Source organism: Rhizobium sp. 007 (assembly GCF_015353075.1).
In the GTDB taxonomy this organism is placed as follows: Bacteria; Pseudomonadota; Alphaproteobacteria; order Rhizobiales; family Rhizobiaceae; genus Rhizobium.
Map to the genome: position 1 here is coordinate 3,440,419 of NZ_CP064187.1, position 23,483 is coordinate 3,463,901.

General features: G+C 59.6%; 19 protein-coding genes and 2 pseudogenes. 4 read left to right on the forward strand and 17 right to left on the reverse strand.

Annotated elements, in window-relative coordinates; genetic code table 11:
- From ISN39_RS16835 to ISN39_RS16850, 4 genes are all read right to left on the reverse strand, one after another.
- Positions 1-948: a carbohydrate ABC transporter permease gene (locus ISN39_RS16835; protein WP_194728269.1), complete on the reverse strand. Its 948-nt coding sequence runs from the start codon at positions 946-948 to the stop codon at positions 1-3.
- Positions 945-1,898 carry a sugar ABC transporter permease gene (locus ISN39_RS16840; protein ID WP_194728270.1) on the reverse strand — a complete coding sequence of 318 codons (954 nt, stop codon included), beginning with the start codon at positions 1,896-1,898 and terminating at the stop codon, positions 945-947. The genes ISN39_RS16835 and ISN39_RS16840 overlap by 4 nt, the downstream gene beginning before the upstream one ends.
- Positions 1,899-1,983: 85 nt before the next feature.
- Positions 1,984-3,240 (reverse strand): ABC transporter substrate-binding protein, encoded by a 1,257-nt coding sequence (locus ISN39_RS16845; RefSeq protein ID WP_022715993.1) that lies wholly within the window; start codon positions 3,238-3,240, stop codon positions 1,984-1,986.
- 226 nt (positions 3,241-3,466) lie between these two features.
- Entirely contained in the window at positions 3,467-4,255 is a 789-nt protein-coding gene (locus ISN39_RS16850) for an endonuclease/exonuclease/phosphatase family protein (RefSeq protein WP_194728271.1), read from the reverse strand.
- Between the two features lie 65 nt (positions 4,256-4,320).
- On the opposite strand from ISN39_RS16850, the gene ISN39_RS16855 reads away from it, so the two are divergent.
- Complete coding sequence (locus ISN39_RS16855) at positions 4,321-5,292, forward strand: lysylphosphatidylglycerol synthase domain-containing protein (protein ID WP_194728272.1); 972 nt, start codon at positions 4,321-4,323, stop codon at positions 5,290-5,292.
- Here ISN39_RS16855 and ISN39_RS16860 read toward each other — a convergent pair.
- The gene (locus ISN39_RS16860) at positions 5,242-6,774 is read right to left on the reverse strand and encodes a phospholipase D-like domain-containing protein (protein WP_194728273.1); all 1,533 of its coding nucleotides are present in this window, start codon (positions 6,772-6,774) and stop codon (positions 5,242-5,244) included. The genes ISN39_RS16855 and ISN39_RS16860 overlap by 51 nt on opposite strands.
- A 191-nt stretch (positions 6,775-6,965) precedes the next feature.
- Between ISN39_RS16860 and ISN39_RS16865 the strand changes: the two are divergent.
- A pseudogene (locus ISN39_RS16865) lies at positions 6,966-7,700 on the forward strand (TIM barrel protein); the annotation flags it as partial.
- Positions 7,701-7,844: 144 nt separating this feature from the next.
- On the opposite strand, the gene ISN39_RS16870 reads toward ISN39_RS16865, so the two are convergent.
- The 12 genes from ISN39_RS16870 to ISN39_RS16925 form a co-directional block, all read right to left on the reverse strand.
- Positions 7,845-9,569, reverse strand: a complete 1,725-nt coding sequence (locus ISN39_RS16870) for an ABC transporter substrate-binding protein (RefSeq protein ID WP_039846210.1) — start codon at positions 9,567-9,569, stop codon at positions 7,845-7,847.
- A 78-nt stretch (positions 9,570-9,647) separates the two neighbouring features.
- Positions 9,648-9,929 carry a DUF2160 domain-containing protein gene (locus ISN39_RS16875; RefSeq protein ID WP_027507881.1) on the reverse strand — a complete coding sequence of 94 codons (282 nt, stop codon included), beginning with the start codon at positions 9,927-9,929 and terminating at the stop codon, positions 9,648-9,650.
- Positions 9,930-9,940: 11 nt separating this feature from the next.
- The gene (locus ISN39_RS16880) at positions 9,941-10,768 is read right to left on the reverse strand and encodes a carbohydrate ABC transporter permease (RefSeq protein WP_074069775.1); all 828 of its coding nucleotides are present in this window, start codon (positions 10,766-10,768) and stop codon (positions 9,941-9,943) included.
- A gap of 10 nt (positions 10,769-10,778) precedes the next feature.
- Positions 10,779-11,645 carry a sugar ABC transporter permease gene (locus ISN39_RS16885; RefSeq protein WP_074069776.1) on the reverse strand — a complete coding sequence of 289 codons (867 nt, stop codon included), beginning with the start codon at positions 11,643-11,645 and terminating at the stop codon, positions 10,779-10,781.
- Between the two features lie 2 nt (positions 11,646-11,647).
- A complete protein-coding gene (locus ISN39_RS16890; protein ID WP_194728275.1) occupies positions 11,648-12,718 on the reverse strand; it encodes an ABC transporter ATP-binding protein in 1,071 nt (356 codons plus the stop codon).
- Positions 12,719-12,727: 9 nt separating this feature from the next.
- Positions 12,728-13,807, reverse strand: a complete 1,080-nt coding sequence (locus ISN39_RS16895; protein ID WP_194728276.1) for an ABC transporter ATP-binding protein — start codon at positions 13,805-13,807, stop codon at positions 12,728-12,730.
- A gap of 42 nt (positions 13,808-13,849) precedes the next feature.
- Positions 13,850-15,367 carry a glycerol-3-phosphate dehydrogenase gene (glpD, locus tag ISN39_RS16900; RefSeq protein ID WP_194728277.1) on the reverse strand — a complete coding sequence of 506 codons (1,518 nt, stop codon included), beginning with the start codon at positions 15,365-15,367 and terminating at the stop codon, positions 13,850-13,852.
- 203 nt (positions 15,368-15,570) lie between these two features.
- Entirely contained in the window at positions 15,571-17,574 is a 2,004-nt protein-coding gene (locus ISN39_RS16905; protein ID WP_194728278.1) for an aldo/keto reductase, read from the reverse strand.
- Between the two features lie 42 nt (positions 17,575-17,616).
- Positions 17,617-18,702, reverse strand: a complete 1,086-nt coding sequence (gene ugpC, locus ISN39_RS16910) for a sn-glycerol-3-phosphate ABC transporter ATP-binding protein UgpC (protein ID WP_194728279.1) — start codon at positions 18,700-18,702, stop codon at positions 17,617-17,619.
- A gap of 13 nt (positions 18,703-18,715) precedes the next feature.
- Complete coding sequence (locus ISN39_RS16915; RefSeq protein WP_022716007.1) at positions 18,716-19,558, reverse strand: carbohydrate ABC transporter permease; 843 nt, start codon at positions 19,556-19,558, stop codon at positions 18,716-18,718.
- Positions 19,555-20,415: a sugar ABC transporter permease gene (locus tag ISN39_RS16920; protein WP_092587031.1), complete on the reverse strand. Its 861-nt coding sequence runs from the start codon at positions 20,413-20,415 to the stop codon at positions 19,555-19,557. The genes ISN39_RS16915 and ISN39_RS16920 overlap by 4 nt, the downstream gene beginning before the upstream one ends.
- Before the next feature lie 76 nt (positions 20,416-20,491).
- Complete coding sequence (locus ISN39_RS16925) at positions 20,492-21,766, reverse strand: ABC transporter substrate-binding protein (RefSeq protein WP_194728280.1); 1,275 nt, start codon at positions 21,764-21,766, stop codon at positions 20,492-20,494.
- An 86-nt stretch (positions 21,767-21,852) separates the two neighbouring features.
- On the opposite strand from ISN39_RS16925, the gene ISN39_RS16930 reads away from it, so the two are divergent.
- Both ISN39_RS16930 and ISN39_RS16935 read left to right on the forward strand, forming a co-directional pair.
- On the forward strand, positions 21,853-22,764 hold the full coding sequence (locus ISN39_RS16930) for a helix-turn-helix domain-containing protein (protein WP_194730243.1): 912 nt from the start codon (positions 21,853-21,855) through the stop codon (positions 22,762-22,764).
- Positions 22,765-22,911: 147 nt separating this feature from the next.
- A pseudogene (locus ISN39_RS16935) lies at positions 22,912-23,290 on the forward strand (ISNCY family transposase); the annotation flags it as partial.
- Positions 23,291-23,483 lie beyond the last annotated feature (193 nt).

Below are 23,483 nucleotides of genomic sequence, written 5' to 3' on the forward strand. Positions count from 1 at the left end.
TTACCCTTTGACGGCGCCCGCCATCAGACCGCGGACGAAGTAGCGGCCGGCGAGGACATAGACGATGAGCGTGGGCACGGCGGCGATCATCGCAGCGGCCATGTTGACATTATATTCGACCACACCGGTCGAGGTATTCACGACATTGTTTAGCGCCACCGTCATCGGCATGGATTCACCGGTGCCGGCATAGGCGGAAGCGAACAGGAAGTCGTTCCAGATATTGGTGAATTGGTAGATCACCGTGACGACGATGATCGGCAATGAATTTGGCAGCATGATGCGACGGAAAATCTGGAAGAAGCTGGCGCCGTCAACCTGTGCGGCCCTGACCAGTTCAGTCGGAAAGGCCTCGTAGAAATTGCGGAAGAACAGCGTCGTGAAGCCCAAGCCGTAAACGACATGCACGAAGACCAGATTGACGGTCGGATTGCCGAAGCCGAAGCTCATGCCCGTGGCGTTCTGGAGCGTGGCACCGAAGCGGCCGAGTGCACCGAGGATCGTCGCCATCGGCAGCAGCACCGACTGGAACGGAATAAAGCAGGCAAACAGCATCAGCCCGAACACAAGCTTATCGCCGGGAAAGCGCCATTTGGTAAGCACATAGCCGTTGAGCGCGCCCATGATGGTGGAGATTGCAACGGCAGGAACGACCATCTTGATCGAGTTCCAGAAATAGCCCTTGATGCCGGCGCAGGTCAGGCCGACGCAGGTCTCGCCCCAGGCCCGCAACCAAGGCTCGAAGGTCGGCGACTGAGGCAACGCCAGCATGTTGCCGTTCTGGATCTCGTCCATGGTCTTGAACGAGGTGACCAGCATCACGAAGAGGGGCATCAGATAAAGGATCGCGAAGATCACCAGCAGGCTGTAGATGACGGTGCGAGTGATCCACCGGCGTCCATTTCCGCCTTGCGAAATGGCAGTTGCTGAAGAGGCAACGGTACTCATCGCGCCTTCTCCCTCAGTTCGGAGTAGAGATAGGGCACGATGATCGCCGAGATCGTCATCAGCATGATGATCGCGCTCGCAGAACCGACGGCCATTTCGTTTCGCTTGAAGGTGTATTCATACATGAAATTGGAAGGCAGCCAGGCCGAGCCACCGGGACCGCCGCTCGTCAGCGCGACGACTAGGTCATAGGACTTGATCGCCATATGGGCGAGTACGATGAAGGCCGACAGGAAGACCGGTCGCAGCATCGGGATGACGATGCGCCTGTAGAGCTGAAAGGTCGTTGCCCCGTCGATCTGGGCGGCTTTCATGATCTCGCCGTCGATGCCACGCAGACCCGCGAGAAACATCGCCATGACGAAACCGGAAGCCTGCCAGACGCCGGCGATCACCACGGTGTAGATGACGAAGTCCTTGTTCTTGATCCAATCGAAATGGAAGCTCGTCCATCCCCATTGATGCAGTGTCTGCTCAAGTCCGAGGCCCGGATCAAGAAACCACTTCCAGGCAACGCCCGTGACAATGAAGGAAAGCGCCATCGGATAGAGGTAGATCGGTCGCAGCAAGCCCTCGCCGCGGATCTTCTGGTCAAGCAGAATTGCCAGGAACAGGCCGAGCGCCAGAGAGATTCCGACATAGAGAAAGCCGAAAATTCCCATGTTGGTAATCGAGGTGTACCAGCTCGACGGCGGATCGGTCTCAAACGTCCAGCGCCATAGCCTTTGATAGGCGCGCGGTCCTGTCAGCACATAGGATGGGAATGTCTTGGAATTGGTGAAGGACAGATAGGCGGTCCAGACGATGAAACCATAAACAAAGATCACAGTGACGGCGAAACTCGGCGCCAGCACGATCTTGGGCAGGACATCCTGCAGGCGGGAGCGGATGGAATTGCCTATTTTGCGTTCCGTCGTCAGGTTGATCTCGGGGGTCGCGACAGTGTTCATAAAATCGTCCCCTCCCAGGGCCGTATCTGTGGCAAAACGCCTCCCCCGCCGGCGCGGGGAAGGATCCTATTTGATCGATGGCAAGTTACTTGGCGTCGTCGATTGCCTTGACGAGCTCTTCCACGGCCTGATCAGAGGTCTTGATCTGTCCATGAACGAACTTGGACACGACGTCCTTGTAAGCATTGGCAACCGCTGGAGGAGCGCCATAGCCCTGGGCCAGCGAGCCGAACAGCGTGCCGCCTTCATTGGCGGCCTTGAGGTCGGCAATACCCTTCTTGCCGCAAGCATCGAAGTCGGTATCGGGAACGTCGGTGCGCGCAGGCACCGAGCCCTTGACGACGTTGAAGGCCGACTGGAAGCTCTTGGAGAGCGTGGCTGTGGCAAGCGCGACCTGCGCGGCCTTGCGGTCATCCGGCACATTGAACATGCCGAACATGTCGGAGTTGTAAATCACGCTGCCGTCCGTGCCCGGGAAGCGGTAGCAAAGGAAATCGGTATCCGGCGTCTTCTTCGCCGCCACGAATTCGCCCTTGGCCCAATCGCCCATGACCTGAACAAGTGCATCGCCTTTGATTACCATGGCGGTCGCCAGGTTCCAGTCACGGCCGGAGAAGTTCGGGTCGACATATTCCTTGATCTTGGCAAGGTTGTCGAAGGACTTCTTCATCGTGTCTGATTTCAACGACTCTTCGTCGAGGTCGTTGAAGGCCTTCTTGTAGAATTCCGGCCCGCCAGTGGAGAGCACGATCGAATCGAACATCGTCGCTTCCTGCCAGTTCTGACCACCAAGCGCCAGCGGAATGACGCCTGCAGCCTTGGCCTTTTCAAGCAGTGCGATCAGGTCGTCGAAAGTCTTCGGCTCCGTGCCGCCGATCTTTTCCATGACGGCCTTGTTGATCCAAAGCCAGTTGACCGAGTGCACGTTGACCGGAGCAGCAACCCATTTGCCGTCATAGACGGAGAACTTCTGAAGAGCCGCGGGAACAGACTTGTCCCATCCTTCCTTCGTAGCGGTCTCGGTGAGATCGCCCATGACACCTGCCTGCGCGTAGTCAAGCACCGTATAGCCGAGCATCTGCGAGGCGGTCGGATAGGTACCCGCCGCAACCATCGCCTTGAGCGCGGTCATGGCAGCATCGCCGCCACCGCCGGCCACCGGCACGTCCTTCCAAGCAAAGCCTTCCTTGGAGAGGTCCTCCTTCAGCACGTTGAGCGCCGCAGCTTCACCGCCGGACGTCCACCAGTGCAGCATCTGGACTTCCTTCACGTCGGCCGCGTAGGCCGCAGTACCTGCCATCATCACGGCAGCAACGGCTGCCGAGCCCAAAAACTTGCGCATGATATTCCTCCCGTTCGCAAGTAAAGCGGCGAGACCCTCCTCGTCCGCCGATGTCTCCCGCAGTCGAAGCGGCAAACATGCCCCGCAACTCTCCCAGTCACGGTTGATAATTTAAAGCGTTATAAAACGAGCGGCGTCAAGTCTTTCTCGACTCGTGAGAAAAATCGGCCTTTATTGTATAAATTATTGAAAATATTTAACTTCGGCAGGCGCTTCCAGTGACCGCTTAGAACGAGATTTCCCTTCGCGTGATTGCCGCACCCGGCAATATGGTAGCCAGCAGCGGCAGGTGATCCGAGGCCCGGCGCACGAGTGGTGTCGCGGTGACCGTCGCAGATGTCACGCCAATCCCATCCGATACGAAAATATGGTCGATCCGCAGGATCGGCAGCCGGGAGGGATAGGTCGGGCGGGGGCGCCGCGCGGCGAGCAGCTGCGTATCGCGGAAATGCCGCGCCAGCATTTTGTAAGCCGGCGATGACGGGACAGCATTGAGATCGCCGCAGATGATCGCGGGAGCCGCCTGGAATTTCTGGCTTCCAATCCATTCCCTGCCGAGCAGCGTCGTCACCTGCCGCATCCGATCGATGCCGCGCAGGCCAAGATGCGTATTCAGCAAGTTCAGATGAATTCCAGCCATTTCGATCTGCACCCATATCGCCCCCCGCATCTCGCCTACGGAGGGTAACGGCCCGGCTTTCATCAACCGGGTCGGCATGGCTGTCAGGATGGCATCGCCGTACTGCTCCTCCTCGACATGCAGCGCCGGATGAAAGTGGGCCTGCATCTTCAAGAGCGAAGCGATCGCATGTGCCTGGTCGATACCGCCCGTGCGCTTGCGGCCGACATCCAGTTCCTGCAGCGCAATGATGTCCGCGCCGGTTTGCGCGATCACATCGGCGATGCGCGCTGGTTCGATCCGCCGGTCGGTGCCGATGCAGCTATGCACATTGTAGGTCAGGATTTTCAGCTCGCTGCCGGTCGATTCCGGCAGAACGGAGGAGAATGTGCTCATCCCGGGGGAACTTGCTTTCAGCCTGTTTCGTTCCATCTCCGGAACTCCAACGAAACGGGGCATTGATGTCCATCAAGCGCGTGCTTATCAATGTAGCTCTGGTTCTCTGCCTGATGCTTGCGGCCTATCTTCTCTACAGGGTCTTCAGCCGTTACACCTTGAGCGACGTCTTGGAATCGATCCGCACGATACCGGGAGCCCGCATTCTCGGGGGCCTCGGCTTTGCGGCCGCCTCCTACCTCTGCCTGACCGGCTTCGACTGGCTGGCGCTGCGCTACGCCGGCAGGCCGCTGAGCTATCCGAGGGCCGCCATTGCCTCGTTCACCAGCCTCTCGATCGGCCATAATCTTGGCTTTGCAGCGCTGAGCAGCGGCGCTGTGCGCTACCGCTTCTATTCTCGCTGGGGCTTGAATGCCGAAGAAGTTGCAAAGGTCATCCTGTTTTGCGGCGTGACCGTAGGCATCGGCCTTTCGGCCCTTGCGGGCATCGCCCTCATCATCAATCCGCAGGATGCCGCAAATCTCCTGAAACTCGGCCCGGCCAGTCTGTTCGCGCTTGGCTGCGCCTGTCTTAGTCTGCCCGTAGTCTATGTCATTCTGTCCGCCATCGTCCGCATGCCGCTGCATCTTTGGAAATGGTCGTTCGAAATGCCCCGCCTGAAGCTCGCATTGGGCCAGGTCGTCATCGGCACGGTGAATTTCATCTTCGTCGCAGCCTGCCTGCATCAGATGCTCGCCGTACAAGGCCAGGCGAGCTACGTGCAGACGGCGACGGCATACGTGCTCGCCAATATCGCTGTCCTCGTTACCCACGTGCCTGGCGGTCTAGGCGTCATCGAGGCCACGGTCAGCTATGTCCTGCCCGGCGCCGCCTCGATAGGGGCACTGGTGGCCTTCAGGGTGATTTATTTTCTGATTCCGCTGCTGATCGGCCTGCCGGTCTTCGCGATCAGCGAAGTCGTCATTCCGAAACCAAAGCAGATACCGTCAAAAGATCGCTCTCAACAGTCGGCTCATGCGCAGACGCAGCTTCTGTAGCGGCCGGTAAGGTCGCCGGGGGTCCACGAAAGCAGTTCCGATCATCGGCGATGTCTCGCCTTTCGCGATATCGATCGCAAAGTGGCGAAGGCCGCGCTTGCGGATGTTCAGCGCCTCTATGGCATTGAGCAAGGACCGCTTCGCCGTCTCCATTTCTTTGACAGCTTCGCTCGTCGCATCGAGATGCTCGGCAATCAGCCGGTGGCGAAACGACGTTATCGCCCGCCGGTGAGCAGCACTTTCCGCCTCGATCGCCAGGTCGCATTCCGTATCGAGTCCCTCCGAACGATTGTTGAGATTCGAAGAGCCGATGCGAATGAAACGGTCGTCGACGATGATAAGCTTCGAATGGATGACAACCTCCTGCTCGCCCCCCTTTCCGTCCGGGACCACCGAGTACATCACGCGCAGCCGGTCATGGCGATCGATGCGCTTCAGCCTGCGGATCAGCCGGTCCCGGTTGTGGCCCATTGCCAGCTTTTCGATCAGTCCGTGTGAACTCTTCGTAACCAGAACAGCAATCTCCGGGCCATCTGCCTCCTTGAGGCGTTTCGCGATGACTCGCGCCACGCCGAAGGAGGCAAGATATTGGGTCTCGATATAGATGTATTTCCTTGCCGCATTAATGGCATCGCGCGTCAGCCGAAAGGCTTCAAACCGCCCGCGTTTGCCGATCCATCCTGGCTCGGTGAGTGCAATCGCCGCCGTCACATTCTCCATTTCCGGCGGGAGCGTATGCGGCCATGACACGCCGCCCTGCGGAGTTACTTCGACCAGCTTGCCGGTCGCCTGCTTCCACCGCCGGCGGCACACGTCGCCGATCAGCCGCGCAGCGCTGCCTGAGACCATCGACTGCATATCATGCACAGGATCGTATGGCACACCGTCCGGAGCCTTTCGAAGCGGATTGTCGGCCCGATGATCAGGCTCATCCCAGCGCCGGGCGGTCAAATCTACACCGCCGAGGAAACCGATGCTGTCATCGATGGAAACCAGTTTCTGATGGTGGCAGCCACGCAGAGGATGGCGCAGATCGAAACGCAGGCTGATCTGCGGATGTGTGGAGAAGCCGTTTTCCTTGAAAAGCTTCAAGGATTTGCCGGAATAGACCGGTCCCATGCCCCAGATCAATATCCGGATCTGCAGCCATGGATTTTCATCGGCAAGCGCCAGCAGAAGTTCGCCGAGCGTTTCCGAGCTTTGATGTGGCCTCAGCCGGATATCGGGATTGAAATCCCAGCCGATGATCCAGATCGAATGTCTTGCCTGTCGCAGAACCTCATCAAGCGCCGCGAAATAGGCAGCGCCGTCAACCAGAAAAGCCGCCTTGTCCGCTTTGCCAGTTCGCCAGACGTTTCGTCCGTTGCGGATAATGCCGCCCGGAATGACCGGAAGAGCGGTGCGGCGGCGCGCGACCGTCGTGATATAATCAATTGCTTTGGCTGTCTTACGTTTATCGGATACGGCTCGCAAATCGGTCATTCGCTATCCAGCGCCCTTGAATTTTATGCGCTGGAAACGCCCGAAATACGCGGCTTGTTCCCGGATGGAGCAAAAGCACCGGTTGTTTATCGTGATGCCGCCGCAATCTGCTCGACCGATGGAAGCCGTTAAATCCGCATTGCCGCCTGCAGGCATTTGACGCGTTACTAAGGCACCAGGGAGGGACCATCATGCGCCAATACTCAGCCTGCATCGAATGGCTGTTCGCCGAACCCGGTGACCGTTTCGAAGACCGCATCTACCGCGCCAGGAAGGCCGGTTTGCCGGCAATCGAGTTCTGGCGTTGGACGGACAAGGATCTCGGCGCGATTTGCGCTGCCCTCAAGCAGACCGGCCTCGCCGTATCCAGCATCGTGACAGAGCCGATGATTCCGTTGACAGATGCCACCAACAAGCAAACGTGGCTGGAAGGACTGGCCGCGTCGGTAAAGGTCGCCCAGAGGCTCGCCGCTCCTATCCTCATTGCACAGGCAGGTGACGATCTCCCCGGCCGCTCGCGCCAGGAGCAGCGCCTTGCGCTGACGGCTGCGCTGCGCGCCGGCGCCGATGTCCTGAGGGGCACGGGTGTGCGCCTCGGCGTCGAGCCACTGAACACCCGCATCGACCATATCGGTTATTTTCTGGAATCCACCCGCGAAGGCCTCGACATCGCTGACGAGATCGATCGCCCCGAAATCGGGATCGTCTACGATATCTACCATTCGGCGGTGATGGATGAGCGAACCGAGGATGTGGTCGGCGACCGGATTTCGCGCGTGTTTCATGTACACGTCGCAGACCACCCGGGTCGCAACGAACCCGGCTCCGGCAGCATCGATCTGGCGCACCGCCTCAACTGGCTGTTTGAGAGAGGATACGCAGGACGCGTGGGACTGGAGTATCGGCGCTTACGCAAGGCGTTATGGCGGCCAGAAATGCGATTGGCGTGCTTTGGTAGAGATCCGCTGGCAAGCTGCGATGACGCAGCGCATATCGTAAGCATACGGGTCGCGGCGGCCATTGCAGGGCGGGCCGGAAGCCTCGTTTCTTCCGACCCGCCCCGATGACGATCAGTTCGACTGCCAGCTCTTGACCAGTTCGTCGTAATTGACCGTTACCGGCTTCTCTTTCTCGTTCTCGACCTTCAATTGCGGAGCGAGGTTGCCCTTTGCGACGGCATCCTTGTTCCAGTATTCGAGATCCTGCTCTTCGGCGAGCTTCGGGCCGACATCGCCCTGGACGCCGGCGCGTTCAAGGCGCTGCAGTACCTTTTCCTGCTCGGCGCAAAGCGAATCCATGGCTTCCTGGGGGGTCTTCGCGCCCGACGAAGCATCGCCGATCGCCTGCCACCAGAGTTGTGCGAGCTTCGGATAGTCCGGCACGTTGGTGCCCGTCGGCGACCACTGCACGCGGGCGGGCGAGCGATAGAACTCGACCAGACCGCCGAGCTTCGGAGCGCGTTCGGTGAAGCTCTTGTCACGAATGGTGGACTCGCGAATGAACGTCAGCCCGACGTGGCTCTTCTTCACGTCGACCGTCTTCGACGTGACGAACTGAGCATAGAGCCAGGCGGCCTTGGCACGATCGTCCGGGGTCGACTTCATCAGCGTCCAGGAGCCGGCATCCTGGTACCCGAGCTTCATGCCGTCCTTCCAGTAGACGCCGTGCGGCGACGGGGCGAAGCGCCACTTCGGCGTGCCGTCCTCGTTCACGACCGGCAGGCCCTGCTTCACGAAGTCCGCGGTGAAGGCCGTGTACGTAAACATCTGCTGGGCGATCTCACCCTGCGACGGAACCGGGCCAGATTCGGAGAAGGTCATGCCCTGGGCTGCCGCCGGAGCGTAGGCCTTCATCCAATCCAGATACTTCTGGATCGAATAGACGGCTGCAGGACCGTTGGTGTCGCCGCCGCGTGCGACGCAAGAGCCGACTGGACGCGAGTTCTCGTCTACCTTGATGCCCCATTCGTCAACCGGCTTGCCATTCGGAATGCCTTTGTCGCCGTTGCCGGCCATGGAGAGCCAGGCGTCGGTGAAGCGCCAGCCGAGCGACGGATCCTTCTTGCCGTAGTCCATGTGGCCATAGACCTTCTTACCACCGACCTCACGTCCGGTGAAGAATTCAGCGATGTCCTCATAGGCCGACCAGTTGACCGGCACGCCGAGGTCGTAGCCGTACTTCGCCTTGAAGTCTGCCTTGTTCTTCTCGTCGTTGAACCAGTCGTAGCGGAACCAGTAGAGGTTCGCGAACTGCTGGTCGGGCAGCTGATAGAGCTTGCCGTCCGGCGCCGTCGTGAAGGACTTGCCGATGAAGTCGTCGATGTCGAGGTTGGGATTGGTGACGTCCTTCCCCTCGTTCGCCATGAAGTCGGTCAGACTGCGTGCCTGCTGATAGCGCCAGTGCGTACCGATGAGGTCCGAGTCGTTGATGTAGGCGTCGTAGATGTTTTCGCCTGACTGCATCTGCGTCTGCAGTTTTTCAACGACGTCGCCTTCGCCGATCAGATCGTGGGCGATCTTGATGCCGGTGATGGCGGTAAAGGCTGGTGCCAGCACCTTCGATTCATATTCGTGCGTTGTGATCGTTTCGGAGACAACCTTGATGTCCATGCCGGCGAAAGGCTTTGCCGCATCGACGAACCACTGCATTTCCTTTTCCTGGTCCGCACGGGAAATCGTCGAGAGATCGCCGACTTCCTTGTCCAGAAAGGCTTTCGCCTCATCCATGCCGGCATAGGCGGAGCCCGCCATGGCCAGCAAGATGCCTGCTGTTGTCGCTAGTAAATGCCGTCGCATAATATCCTCCCAGGGTTTGCGATTGCAGTCTTCACGTCTCAGGCGGCCAGTCCCCCGGCCATCTGTATTACCCTGCCGTCACACGTAGCGGAACACGCCGATGGCGTAGACTACGGCGAGGGCAAGAGCCCACCACAGGTTGGGCCCGACAAGGCCCAGCCATGCGAGATGAATGAATGCTGCACCGAGCAGCGAAATGAAAAGCCGGTCACCGCGCGTCGTTTCGAAACGCAGCACGCCGACCCGCGGCGAGCCCCCCGGCGCGAAATATTCCCACACGCTCATGCCGATCAGCAGCACGAGGATCGTCAGGAAGAACAGTGCCGTGGGCAGCGTCCACGCCATCCAGGAAAAGTTCATATCAATCTCCCTCAAACGCGTCCAAGAGCAAAGCCCTTGGCGATATAGTTCCTGACGAAATAAATGACGAGCGCGCCCGGCACGATCGTCAGCACGCCGGCAGCAGCCAGCACGCCCCAATCCATGCCGGCCGCCGACACGGTGCGCGTCATGATCGCCGAGATCGGCTTTGCAGCCGTGGTCGTCAGCGTGCGGGCAAGAAGCAGTTCGACCCACGAAAACATGAAGCAGAAGAAGGCTGCGACGCCGATCCCGCTTGCGATCAGCGGCATGAAGATCTTCACGAAGAAGCGCGGGAACGAATAGCCGTCGATATACGCAGTCTCGTCGATTTCCTTCGGCACACCCGACATGAAGCCTTCCAGGATCCACACCGCCAGCGGCACGTTGAAAAGGCAATGCGCCAGAGCAACGGCAACATGCGTGTCGATGAGGCCGAACGCCGAATAGAGCTGGAAGAAAGGAAGCGCGAAGACGGCCGGCGGTGCCATCCTGTTCGTCAGCAGCCAGAAAAACAGGTGTTTGTCGCCGAGAAACCGGTAGCGCGAGAAGGCGTAGGCCGCCGGGAGCGCTGCAAGCACCGAGATCACCGTGTTCATCACGACGTAGATGATGGAATTGATATAGCCATTGTACCAGGAGGGATCGGTGAAGATCACCCTGTAGTTCCTGAGTGTCGGGTTCTGCGGCCAGAGCGAGAAGGCGCCGGTGATCTCGGCATTCTCCTTGAAGCTCATATTGATCAGCCAATAGATCGGCAGCAGCAGAAAGACGATATAGATCGTCGAGACGACCCAGGAGAAGTTGCCGGCGGGTTTGTATTTCATCGTGGTTTCCATGACCCTCTCCTCATGAATTCGCGTCGCTGCTGGTCATGACCGTGTAGAATATCCACGAGAGCAGCAGGATGATCAGGAAGTAGACGATCGACATGGCGGCTGCAGGTCCGAGGTCGAACTGGCCGACCGCCATCTTCACGAGATCGATGGAAAGGAATGTCGTGGAATTGCCCGGTCCGCCGCCGGTGACAACGAAGGGTTCGGTATAGATCATGAAGCTGTCCATGAAGCGCAGGAGGACCGCAATCAGCAGCACGCGCTTCATCTTCGGCAACTGGATATAGCGGAAGACGGACCAGCGCGAAGCGCCGTCTATCTTCGCAGCTTGATAGTACGCCTCCGGGATCGAAACGAGACCGGCATAGCAGAGCAGCACGACAAGGCTCGTCCAATGCCAAACATCCATGATGATGATCGTGATCCACGCATCGATAGGGTCGCGGACATAGTTGTAGTCGAGCCCCATCGCTTCCAGGCTGTGGCCGAGCAAGCCGATATCGACACGGCCGAAGACCTGCCAGATCGTGCCGACCACATTCCACGGGATGAGGAGGGGAAGCGACATCAGCACGAGGCAGACGGGAACGCCAATGCCTTTTTTGGGCATGTTGAGCGCGATGAAGATGCCAAGCGGGATTTCAAGCGCCAGGATGATGAAGGAGAACAGCAGGTTTCGCTGCAGGGCTTCCCAGAAGCGGTCGGAATGCAGGATGTCGTCGAACCAGTCGGTGCCGGCCCAAAAGAACTCGTTGTTGCCGAAGGTGTCCTGAACGGAATAGTTCACGACCGTCATCAGCGGAATGGCCGCCGAAAACGCGACGAGCAGCAATACCGGCAGGACGAGAAACCAGGCCTTGTTGTTCCAGGTCTTTTCCATGATCAGCCCTCCCTGCCGACCCGCCACGAACCGGCGTAGATGCTGATCGCATCCGGATCGAAGCTGACGCGCGCATCCGCTGGAATTTCCACATCTTCCCGCACGACGATGGCGATCGGCTGATCCGCAAACCGCGCGCGAACGATCTTTTGCCTGCCGATATCCTCGACCTTCGAAATCGAGACGGGCATGCCTTCACGGCCGAGGCGGATGAATTCGGGACGGATGCCAAGTTCGATCTTGGCCGCACCATTCGTTTTCGGCGCGTAGCCGAGATTGATCGTCTCACTGCCAATCTTGACGGTATTGCCGGCAACTTCCGCCGGCATGACATTCATCCCCGGCGAGCCAATGAAATAACCCACAAACGTGTGGCTCGGGCGTTCGAATAGTTCCGCCGGCGTGCCGATCTGCACGATTTCTCCCTCATACATGACGACGACCTTCTCGGCGAAGGTCAGCGCCTCCGTCTGGTCGTGGGTTACATAGACCATCGTGAAACCGAACTGCTTGTGCAGCCGCTTCAGCTGCGACCGCAGCACCCATTTCATGTGCGGATCGATAACGGTCAGCGGTTCATCGAAGAGAATGGCGTTGACGTCGTTTCGCACCAGACCGCGGCCAAGCGAAATTTTCTGTTTCTGATCGGCCGTAAGCCGTTGCGCCTTGCGCTTGGCCCAGTCCGCAAGATCGATCATCTCGAGAATTTCGCGAACGCGCCGATCGACGTCGACCTCCGAAACACCCCGGTTGCGAAGCGGAAAAGCGAGATTGTCGTAGACCGTCATCGTGTCGTAGATAACGGGGAACTGGAAAACCTGCGCGATGTTGCGGGCTTGCGTCGATAGCATCGTTACGTCCTGGCCGCCGAACAGGATGCGCCCGTGCGAAGGCTGCAGCAGACCGGAGATGATGTTGAGAAGCGTTGTCTTTCCGCATCCTGACGGACCAAGAAGCGCATATGCGCCGCCGTCGGTCCACTCATGATCGACTTCCTTCAGGGCATAGTCCTTGTCCGTCTGCGGATTGGGTCCGTAGGCGTGGCGGATATGGTCGAGCGTGATCCGTGCCATTCTGTCCCCCTATGCCGCTAGCCGCGTGGCGGCGATGGCGCGGCCGTTCTCGCCGAACGCCATCAGATGACGCGTGTCCAGGAACACGTCGACATCCGTATCCGGCTCGATATCATGAATGCCGTGCGCTAGCATAACCCAGCGCACCCCTTCGTAATCCAGATGCACGAAGCTCTCGGAGCCGGTGATTTCGGAAATCTGCGTTCTGGCGCGAAGCTTGGGCGCATCAGCGGTCTGTGGTTCCAGCGCAAGATGATGCGGATGAAACGCGATCGTGACCGGACCGTCCGCGATTGCCGCAAGATGTGCCGGCACCGGAATACCGATTAGGCCATTATGCTGAAAGCTCGCGCCTGCTTTCGAAACCGAAATGAAATTCAGCGGTGGGTCGGCAAAGGTCTTGGCCGTCACCAGATCGGTGGGCCGGCGATAGACGGAAATCGTCGGACCGAATTGCGTCACGCTTCCCTGATCGAGGGTCGCGGTATTGCCGCCGAGCAGCAAGGCTTCCGAAGGTTCCGTCGTCGCATAGACGAAAATCGCGCCCGACTGGGAAAATATCCGCGGCAGTTCCTGGCGCAGTTCCTCGCGCAGCTTGTAGTCGAGATTGGCAAGCGGTTCGTCGAGCAGCACGAGACCTGCATTCTTGACAAGGGCGCGCGCAAGCGCGGTCCGCTGCTGCTGCCCGCCCGACAGGTTGAGCGGAGTACGCTCGAGATAAGGTGTCAGCTTCAGGAGTTCTGCCGCCTTGCGCACTTCCACATCGATCGTCTTTGCGTCCCGGCCGGCGATCCTGAGCGGTGAGGCGATATTCTCATAGACGGTAAATGCGGGGTAATTGATGAATTGCTGGTAGACCATCGCGACATTGCGCTTCTGCACCGGCACGCCGGTCACATCGGCGCCATCGAAATGGATGGAGCCGCTGGTTGGACGGTCAAGACCAGCCATGAGGCGCATCAGCGACGTCTTGCCGGAGAGCGTCGGTCCCAGCAGGACGTTCAGCGTACCCCGTTCGAGTGTCAGATCGGTCGGGTGAATATGGTATTCACCACCCACCATCTTAGCGGCATTCCGCAATTCAAGCATTCCGGTTCCCGTGCCTCCTCACGACGGGGACGACATGGCGCTTCATCCCGCAAGTTGCGCAGGGATCGCGGCCATGTACTCCTCCAATTTCTGTACTTCATCCAATTGCAGATATAGCCCGTTCTTGGTCCTTCGCCACAGGATGTCTTGAGCGGTGACGGCCCATTCGTTGCGGACGAGATAGCGGACCTCGGCCTCGTAGAGATCGGAACCGAAGCAGTGGCCGAGATCGGCGATAGATTTAGCCTCTGCGAGCAGGCTTGCGGCGCGCGTGCCGTAGCGGCGCACCAGCCGGCGGGCATGGGCCTCGGCAAGGAACGGATAGTCCGCTTTCAGCTTGCTCACCTCGGCCGCATAGCCCTTGACCGGGAAATCGCCGCCCGGCAGATGGCTCCTCGCCGTCCACGGGCCGCCCTTCTTGCCGATTGCCTCGCCGATCTTTTCCAGCGCATGCTCCGACAGCCGCCGGTAGGTGGTCAGCTTGCCGCCGAAGACATTGAGCAGCGGCGCCTCGCCACCTTTGCCTTCGAGCTGCAGCACATAGTCGCGCGTCGCCTCCTGTGCCTTCGAGGCGCCGTCGTCATAGAGCGGCCGCACCGCCGAATAGCTCCAGACGATGTCGTCCGGGGTCACCGGGGCGTTGAAATATTCGCTGGCTGCGGCGCAGAGATAGCCGGTCTCCTCCGCAGAGATGCGCACGTCCTTGGGATCGCCGCTATAGTCGCGGTCGGTGGTGCCGATCAGCGTGAAGTCGTCCTCGTAGGGGATGGCGAAGATGATGCGGTTGTCGGGGTTCTGGAAGAAATAGGCGCGCGGCCCCTCGAACTTCTTCTTGACGACGATGTGGCTGCCCTGCACCAAGCGCACATGGCGGGCCTCGGTCTCGCCAAGGGCTGCACGCAGCACCTGGTCGACCCAGGGACCGGCGGCATTGACCAGCATGCGGGCCTGATGCCGGCGCCTTTCGCCGGTCAGCATATCGCAGCTGTCGATTTCCCACAGGCCGTTGTCGCGCCGCGCCGCCACCACCTTGGTGCGGGGCATGATCAGCGCACCGCGGTCGGCGGCATCGCGGGCGTTGAGCACCACCAGCCGGGCATCGTCGACCCAGCCGTCGGAATATTCGAAGGCCTTGGCAAACACCGGCTTCAGCGGCCGGCCCGCCGGATCGCGGCGCAGGTTCAGCACGGCGGTCGGCGGCAAAAGCCTGCGGCCGCCAAGATGGTCGTAGAAAAACAGCCCCAGCCTGATCAGCCAGGCCGGCCGGATGCCGCCCTTGTGATAGGGCAGCACGAAGCGCAGCGGCCAGATGATGTGCGGCGCCATCGCCCACAGCACCTCGCGCTCCATCAGCGATTCGCGCACCAGCCGGAACTCGTAATGCTCCAGATAGCGCAAGCCCCCATGGATCAGCTTCGTCGCCCCAGACGACGTGCCAGAGGCAAAGTCGCCCATCTCCGCCAGCGCCACCGAATAGCCGCGTCCAGCAGCATCCCGGCAAATGCCGCAGCCGTTGATCCCGCCGCCAATCACGAAAAGGTCGTGATGTGTTTGGCCCACTTTACCCCTCCCCGTGCGCCGTCGTCGATTTGCGCAACAGCACAAATCGAAAGTTTCTGAAGTAAAAACGAAAACCATTCGCGTGTCAAACGAATGTTTCTCGCATCAAGGCAGGATAAGAAAAAGCCGCTACCCGATCGGGTAGCGGCGCATTATGAAGCGGATGAGAGTGTAGGAAACCCGGCATGAACCGGGCTGTTTTCCTAGCCCTCCAGCCACTTTACCTGTTCGGTAGTAAGCTCGATGTCGAGGGCCGAAAGACTATCTTCCAGTTCGGCGATCGTGCGCGGGCCGATCAGCGGAATGACTGGGAACGGCTGGGCGATCACATAGGCGAGCGCGATATGGATCGGGTTTCGGCCGAGCTTATTTGCCAGTTCATTCGCGCGGTCGCGGCGTCCGAAATTGCGATCGGAATACCAGCAGCGGACGATTTCCTCATCGCCGTGCTTGTCGCGTCCTGCCCGGTCGGTGAAGAAGCCGCGGCCCTGGCTGGACCATGCGAAGTTCGGAATCTGCTGTTCGTTCAGCCACTTCTTCCATTCGTCGTCCGAGGCCGCGACGCATCCAGCCCAGATCGGATCGAGCATTTCGGCCAGCGAAAAGTTATTGGAAAGCGCCGCAGGCGCTTTCTTGCCGGTCTTTGCCGCATAGGCCATTGCCTCGTCCATCCGCTCACGGGTCCAGTTCGAGCCGCCGAAAATCCCGCGGATGCGGCCGCGATTGACTTCGGCATCCATGGCATCGACGAACTCTCCCACCGGAATACCGGTATTGTCCCGATGCATGAAGTAGATGTCGACATAGTCCGTCTTCAACCGCTCGAGCGACTGATCGAGTTGCTTGGCGATCATGTCCGGGTAGCAGAGCGGCGAATGCGCCCCCTTGCCGATCAGCACGATCTCGTCGCGCGAAACATTGCGGCTCGTGTGCCAATCGCCGAAGATACTCTCCGTCTTGCCGCTTCCGTAAACATAGGCCGTGTCGAAGACGTTGCCGCCCGCCTCGTAGAAGGCATCGAGCGTCAGCGAGGCGGCCGCAAAGTTCGGAAAGAACTCGAATCCAAGCGTTACGACGGAGGCCGGTTTAGAGATGCCTGGTATCTGGCGCTGCGGAATGCTGCTGCCAGGCCGGACTGTTCCGCCCGCAATATTCGTGGTTCGTTTTGACGCCTTCTCGACACCATATTCGAGGCCGACAGAGGCCCGCCATTTGTCGAGAACGCGAAGATTGCCGGTGGAATCGGCCCAACTCATGCCCGGCGAAGCGAATTCCTTCTCGCCGGCGCGGATTGCATCTCCAGCCGCATCGACTTCGAAGGAATAGAGCCAGCGGTCTTCCTTGACCTCGATCGTTTCCTGCTCGGCTCCCTTGAAAATCTCGATCGTGCCAACGCCGCCCTTGTGACCTGAGGCGAACCAGAAATCCTTGACCTCGATGCGGCCTTCGGAGCCGATGACGCGAAGCGTATTGTCCTGCTGGGCCATGATGGAGCAGGAGACTTCGGCAATGATGCCGTTTTGGAATTTCAAGACGGCGGAGGCCCATTCGTCTACGCCGGACTGTCCGAGGTGCGCCACGCCAAAAACCTTCTCCGGCTCGAGGAACGGCTTGCCTTCAACCGCGCCGGCCATCAGCCGCGCCATCGAGACGGGGTAGCCACCGACATCCAGAATGCCGCCGCCTGCCGTATCGTTGGCGAACAATCGATGCTCGGGCTTGAAGCCGCCCATGTTGAAACCGAAGCTTGAGCGGATGATGCGCACCGTGCCGATCACGCCGCTTTTCACCAGTTCGACGATCTTCGCCGTCTGGGGATGCAGGCGGTACATGAAGCCCTCGCCAGCAAAGACACCGGCCTTGCGCGCTTCATGGTAGATCGCATCCGCATCGAAGGCCGAAAGCGCAATCGGCTTTTCCACCAGCACATGCTTGCTAGCGCGAATCGCCTTGATCGCCCACTCGGCATGGCCGGTATGCGGGGTGGCTATATAGACGGCGTCGATCTCCGGATCGGTCAGCAGCGCGTCATAGCCTTTAACGATGCGGGCGCCGGGAAAGCCATCGCCAAGGCCGGGCTTTTCCGGATTGCGGCTCGCGATCGCCACCAGTTTACCCGTACGCGAATGGGCAATGCCGTCTGCAAAGGTGCGGGCGATGGTGCCGGGGCCGATGATGCCCCAGCGGATCGGTTGCTCTGAACTCATGACTATTCCTCTTTCGTATCTTCGTCTTGGGAGCGGATTTCGTCAGCGCAAGCGATTGCCTGCGCTGTCGAACAGGAAGGTGCGTTTTGCCGATAGCGCGACGGTGAGCGTGTCGCGATCAGCTGCAGAACGGGATTCCGGACGTTCGATGATGAGTGGCTGGCCGCCCGCAGCGGTCGCATAGATGTAGCTGGTATTGCCGAGGTGTTCGGCAACATCGACCGCGACAGTGAGGTCGGCGTCGCCACTGCCCTGGTCGGCAAAATGCTCGGGCCGCACGCCGAGCGTTACTTGTGCCCCTTTTTCGGTTGCCGCCAAAACCGGCAGCGTCAGGCGGACGTTCCTGTCGCCCGCCAAGGCGACTGTCACGTTCGATGCATCGCGTTCAACAACCTCTGCCGCCAGAAAATTCATCTTCGGCGAACCGACGAAACCGGCGACGAACTGGTTAGCCGGATCGTCGTAGAGATCGAGCGGCGCGCCGATCTGCTCGATGTTGCCGGCACGCAGCACGACGATTTTGTCGGCAAGCGTCATTGCCTCCGTCTGATCGTGCGTGACATAGATCATCGTCGCGCCGAGCTGCTTGTGCAGCCTGGAGATTTCCACCCGCATCTGCACGCGCAGTTCTGCATCGAGGTTCGAGAGCGGTTCGTCGAAGAGGAAGACCTCGGGCTCGCGAACGATGGCGCGGCCAATCGCAACACGCTGGCGCTGGCCACCGGAGAGTTGCTTGGGGCGGCGTTCCATCAATTCCTTGATCTGCAGGATCTCGGCGGCGTGGCGCACCCGTTTCTCGGTATCCTCTTTCGGGTTGCCGTTCATGCGCAGGCCGAAAGAGAGGTTGTCTGCTACCGTCATATGCGGGTAGAGCGCGTAGGACTGGAAAACCATCGCGATGCCGCGGTCGGCGGGCTCGACATTGTTGACGACCCTGCCGCCGATCGTGATCTCGCCCTCCGAGATATCTTCGAGGCCGGCGATCATCCTAAGCAGGGTGGATTTTCCACAGCCCGAAGGGCCGACGAAGACGACGAACTCGCCATCCTTCACGTCGAGATTGGCGCCATGGATCACGCCGAAGGCGCCAAAGCGTTTTACAACATTCCTGAGTGAAAGCTCCGCCATGCGGCCTCCCCTATTATTTGATTGCGCCGGCCGCGATGCCGGCGATGAAGTGGCGCTGCAACAGCACGAAGACGACGAGGATCGGTGCGGTCAGCAACATCGCACCCGCCATGATGCCGCCCCAAGAGACCTTGGTGAGGCCGATCAGCGTTCCAAGAGCCACCGGCGCCGTCATCATTCCGGGCCTGGAATTGATGAGCAGCGGCCAGAGATAGTTGTTCCAGGATGCCAGGAAGAGAATGATCGAGAGCGCCGCCATTGTCGGACGGGCAAGCGGCAAGGCGATGCGCAGGAAGATCTGCCACTCCTTGACGCCTTCGACGCGGGCGGCATCGAAGAGCTCGTTCGGCATCATCGAGAAGGACTGGCGCATGAAGAGCACGCCCAGCGAATTGAAGAGCGGCGGGACGATCAGCGCCACCCAGGTATTCGCCAGCTTGAATTCACGCGCCACCATGATGAATTGCGGGATCACGACGACGGCGAAAGGCAGGGTGATCGTGCCGAGAATGATGGCTGTGACGACGGAGCGGCCGGCGAATCGATAGCGGGCAAGCGCCCAGCCGGCCATCGATGTCAGGAGCACCGACAAGAAGGTGTAGATGACCGCGACGGTGATCGAGATGAACATCGCCCGAAGAAAATTTGTATCGGCCTCCAGGTTCCTGAAATTCTCAACGAAATTCGTCGACGGCCAGAGCACGATGTCCGGGCTGAAAATGCCATTGTCCGGCATGGTCGAGAAGACGAACATCATCCAGAGCGGAAAGAGCCAGATGATGGCAAGCGGCGTCAGCACGATATGCAGCGCAATCTTGCGCATTAAGAGGGACTGCGACTTGGACCTCGACTTCATTTCGGCTCCCTCCCCACCCAGAGATTGAAAAGCGAAATCGCAATCGCCAATGCGGCTATCGTGTAGGCGATCGCCGACGCGTAGCCGAAATTCAGCGATGTGAAGCCCTGCCGGTAAAGAAGCAGGCCGAGCGTTTCCGTGCCCCCGCCGGGGCCGCCGCGATTGGTAATGAGGAAGGGTTCGGTGAAAAGCTGCATCGTGCCGATCACCGACAGCACCACGCAGAAGAGGACGATCGGCTTCAGGAGCGGCAGGGTGATGTGAAAGAACTGCTGTACCTTGCTGACGCGATCGAGCGTCGCAGCCTCGTAGACATCCTCAGGGATCGACTGCAAGCCGGCTAAGATGATGATCGCGTTATAGCCGGCCCAGCGCCAGGTAACGGCGATTATGACGAGGGCCATCGCCGCGTTCGCATTGTCGAACCAGGAAACGGGAGCGATGCCGACCGAACCGATCAGCTTGTTGACGATGCCGAAGTCGATGCTGAACATCAGCCGGAAGACGGCGGCATAGGCGACCTCGCCGACGACGACGGGCGCGAAGAAGGCGAAGCGGAAAAGAGGCCGCGCCTTCAGCAGCGGCGAATTTAAGAGCACCGCCATGACGGTTGCAAGCGCAATCATCACCGGTACCTGGATGACCAGGATGATCAGCGTGTTGTAGAGCGCGTTATAGAAAGCCGGGTCGCCGAAAAGGCGCCCCCAATTCGACGCAAGGCTGAATTTCCAGGGATTGACGCGCGTATTCTGGAACGAAATCAAGAACGAGTTGATGATCGGCCAGACCCAGAAGGTCGCGAAGACCAGCAGATAGGGCGCAAGGAACGCATAGGCGCTCCGGGTCCTGAACGGCATTTATTTCCTCCTCACAAGCGAAACGAGCCACCTTGTAGGTGAATGCCGGGCGCGCACCTGGCGCCCGGCCGGTTGCTCATTCTGCGATCGGAAGGCCGGTCGCCGAGGCGATCTGGTTGGCCGCATCGTCAAGTGCAGCTTTCGCATCCGGATAACCGCCCGCGAAATACTTCGTCTGCGCTGCCTTGTAGATCGCGTCCGCATCGCTCTGAAACGCCGTCCCGCGGCTCGGCACGATCTTCGGCAGCGTCGAAAGGATATCTGCCCAGACCTTCTGCCCGCCCCAGTAAGGCAGCGGCTCGTTGACGAAAGGATCCTGGACGGCCGACAGCAGCGAAGGGACGAGGCCAAAGGACTTCAGCATCGTGACCTGGCCCTCATTGGTTGCCAGCGCATAGTTCAGATAGGCCCAGGCCGCTTCCTTGTTTTCGGAATTGGCGTTGATGGCGAGCGACGAACCGCCGAGGTTTGCGGCATGCGGGCCGTCAGGCGTGAGGCTCGGCATCATGTAGACGCCCCATTTGCCGGAAAGGTCCGGCGAGCCTGAGCGTATCGTGCCCTCGTACCAGCCGCCATACATCTGGCTTGCGACCTTGCCGGCGGTATTGGCCTGGATTTTCTGGTCCCAGATGGCGGCTGTCAGCGTACCGGCGTCCTTCATCTGCTTGACCTTTTCGAGGGTCGCGACGCAGGCCGGCCGGTTGATCGTGATCGTCTGGCCGTCGGTGGAGAAATAGCCGCAGCCCTGCTCGTTGGCGATCATCCGGAACCATTCGCTATCGCCGTTGAAATCGGCCTGGGCCATGACGACGCCGGGATTGGCTTCGGAAATCTTCTTACCGGCGGCGATGAAATCGTCCCAATTCTTGATCGTTGCCGGATCGACGCCGGCCTTTTCATAGAAATCGCGGCGGTAAAAGACGGCGACCGGGCCGGAATCCCACGGCATCGCATAGGCGACGTCATCCACCTCCAGCTCGGTGCGTTTGAAGTCCGGGAATTTCGCCTGGATTTCCGCCGTATAGCCGAGATCCTTCAGGTTGGCGAAGCAGTCCGGGAAGCGGTTCCAGAAGATTTCCGCCTCGAAATTTTCGATCGTCACGATGTCCGGCAGGCCGTCGCCGCCGGCTGCGCAGCCGGCAAGAGTCTTGTCGAAGACTTGGCTGTTCCCGAGGTCTTCGACCGTGACTTTGATATCGGGATATTGCTTGTTGAAGCCTTCGAGCGTGGATTTCAGCGCCGATGCCGCGACGTTCCAGCTCCAGATGGTGAGATTGCCCGACTGCGCGAATGCGGAACCGGAAGAAAGCAGCGCGACCGCAGCGGTCGCACCGATAAGTTTGAAGCGCATTGAAAATCCTCCCTTTTCAATTGCCGTCCTTTAGCGAACGTGGCTAAGTTATCTGTAAGGGAGCCGCTGTCTCCTAAAAAGGGAATATCAATTTGGCGGAAAGTAAGGTTGCCAGCAGAGCCATCTATCAACCGGGCGCAAGCAGCATCGAAGGCTCGCCGACAGAGCTGCAGCTGTTTCATGCTCATCCACCGGTGATGGCGATGCCGCACTGGCATGCGCAGGTGGAGGTGAATTACATCATGCGGGGCACTGTGCATTACCGCATGAACGATCACGAAATGACGCTAAAGGCTGGCGACATGTGCCTCTTCTGGGGCGGCCAGCCGCATCAGATGGATGAATCCTCGGAAGATTCGCTCTACGCAGGTGCCCATTTGCCGCTTGTCTATTTCTTCCGCCTCCGCCTTCCCGCTGAAATCTCCAGCCGCCTGATGAAGGGCTCGACGCTGTTGACGTCTGCCACCGATGCCGCGGACAAAGAGAACTTTTCCCGCTGGTTCCGCTACGCGAATTCGGGCAATCCGGCAAAGGCGCAGCATGCCGTCGACGAGTTGCTGCTCCGTATCGAGCGCATCGCATTCGAACCCTATTCGATGACGGTCGTCGGCTACGGTGGAACGGAGGCCGATCAGCCCCATGCGCAACCGTCACGCAGCATAGTCAGGATGTGCGATTTCATCGCCGCCAATTTCATGGAGGACATCGACACCGTCGATATCGCCCGGGCGGCGGACCTGCATCCGAAATATGCAATGAACGTCTTCAAGAAATCGACTGGAATGACGCTCAGCAAATATCTCAATCTGCTGCGCCTCTCCCGCGCCCAGGCATTGCTGATGGCCGACGATACCAATGTGCTTCAGGTGGCGATGGACAGCGGTTTCGGCTCCATCAGCGCCTTCAACAAATCCTTCCGCCACATCGCCGGCATGTCTCCCTCGGACTTCCGAAGAGACATTCGCCTCGCCACATCCAGCGGCGCACCGGCAAGCTAGACTGGTTCCCGTCCATAAACGATAAACTTCTAAAACGGTGTGAGGAATCACGATATTGCCGGGCGTAAAGCCCGGCTGCTTCAGGTACACCTTTAGGTCAAACTACTGATTCTAAAGACAAACCCGCAACCGCCGGGCAGCCCGAGAATGCGCCAAGAACGCACCGTCCAGGCCAGTGTATTCGAGCTCTTTCGCCGAACAGGAGATCGGTCGTTAATTGAAGGCGATGTCGCAATGGTCGGATGAGCATCGCGATCTGCCCGGGCTGGTGACGCGGGACGCCCGGCATGGTCTCAAGGAGACCACCCATTGGGGGATGTCGGCCGAGGCAGTGCCGCGCTGCGCATTGCTCAAGCATCGCCAGTTGAGTTGTCAGGAGTTGGCGTTCCATGTGGAAGTGTCCGCCCCGTTCCGGGCTTTTGCCCGACAGCCGTGGGGGCGGAGCCCGAGGAAGTCTGTCCTCCACAAGACGATCAGCGCGATCCGGCCGCAAACCTTTGAAGAGATCAACCGGGTGCTGCTGGCTCGTAGAGGTCTCAACCGGCATGCCGGGATAGATCTGATCCGCCTTGAGACAACCTTGAACCACCCCGGCCCGCGCCAGGCCAGATCAGCGAGACCCGGATTGCGAGCGCCCAGCCATAGGAGCAATATAAGGAACACATAATACATCTGGCCGTCTGGGGAACTCGGCGATCATGTTACGGAATCACTTAATC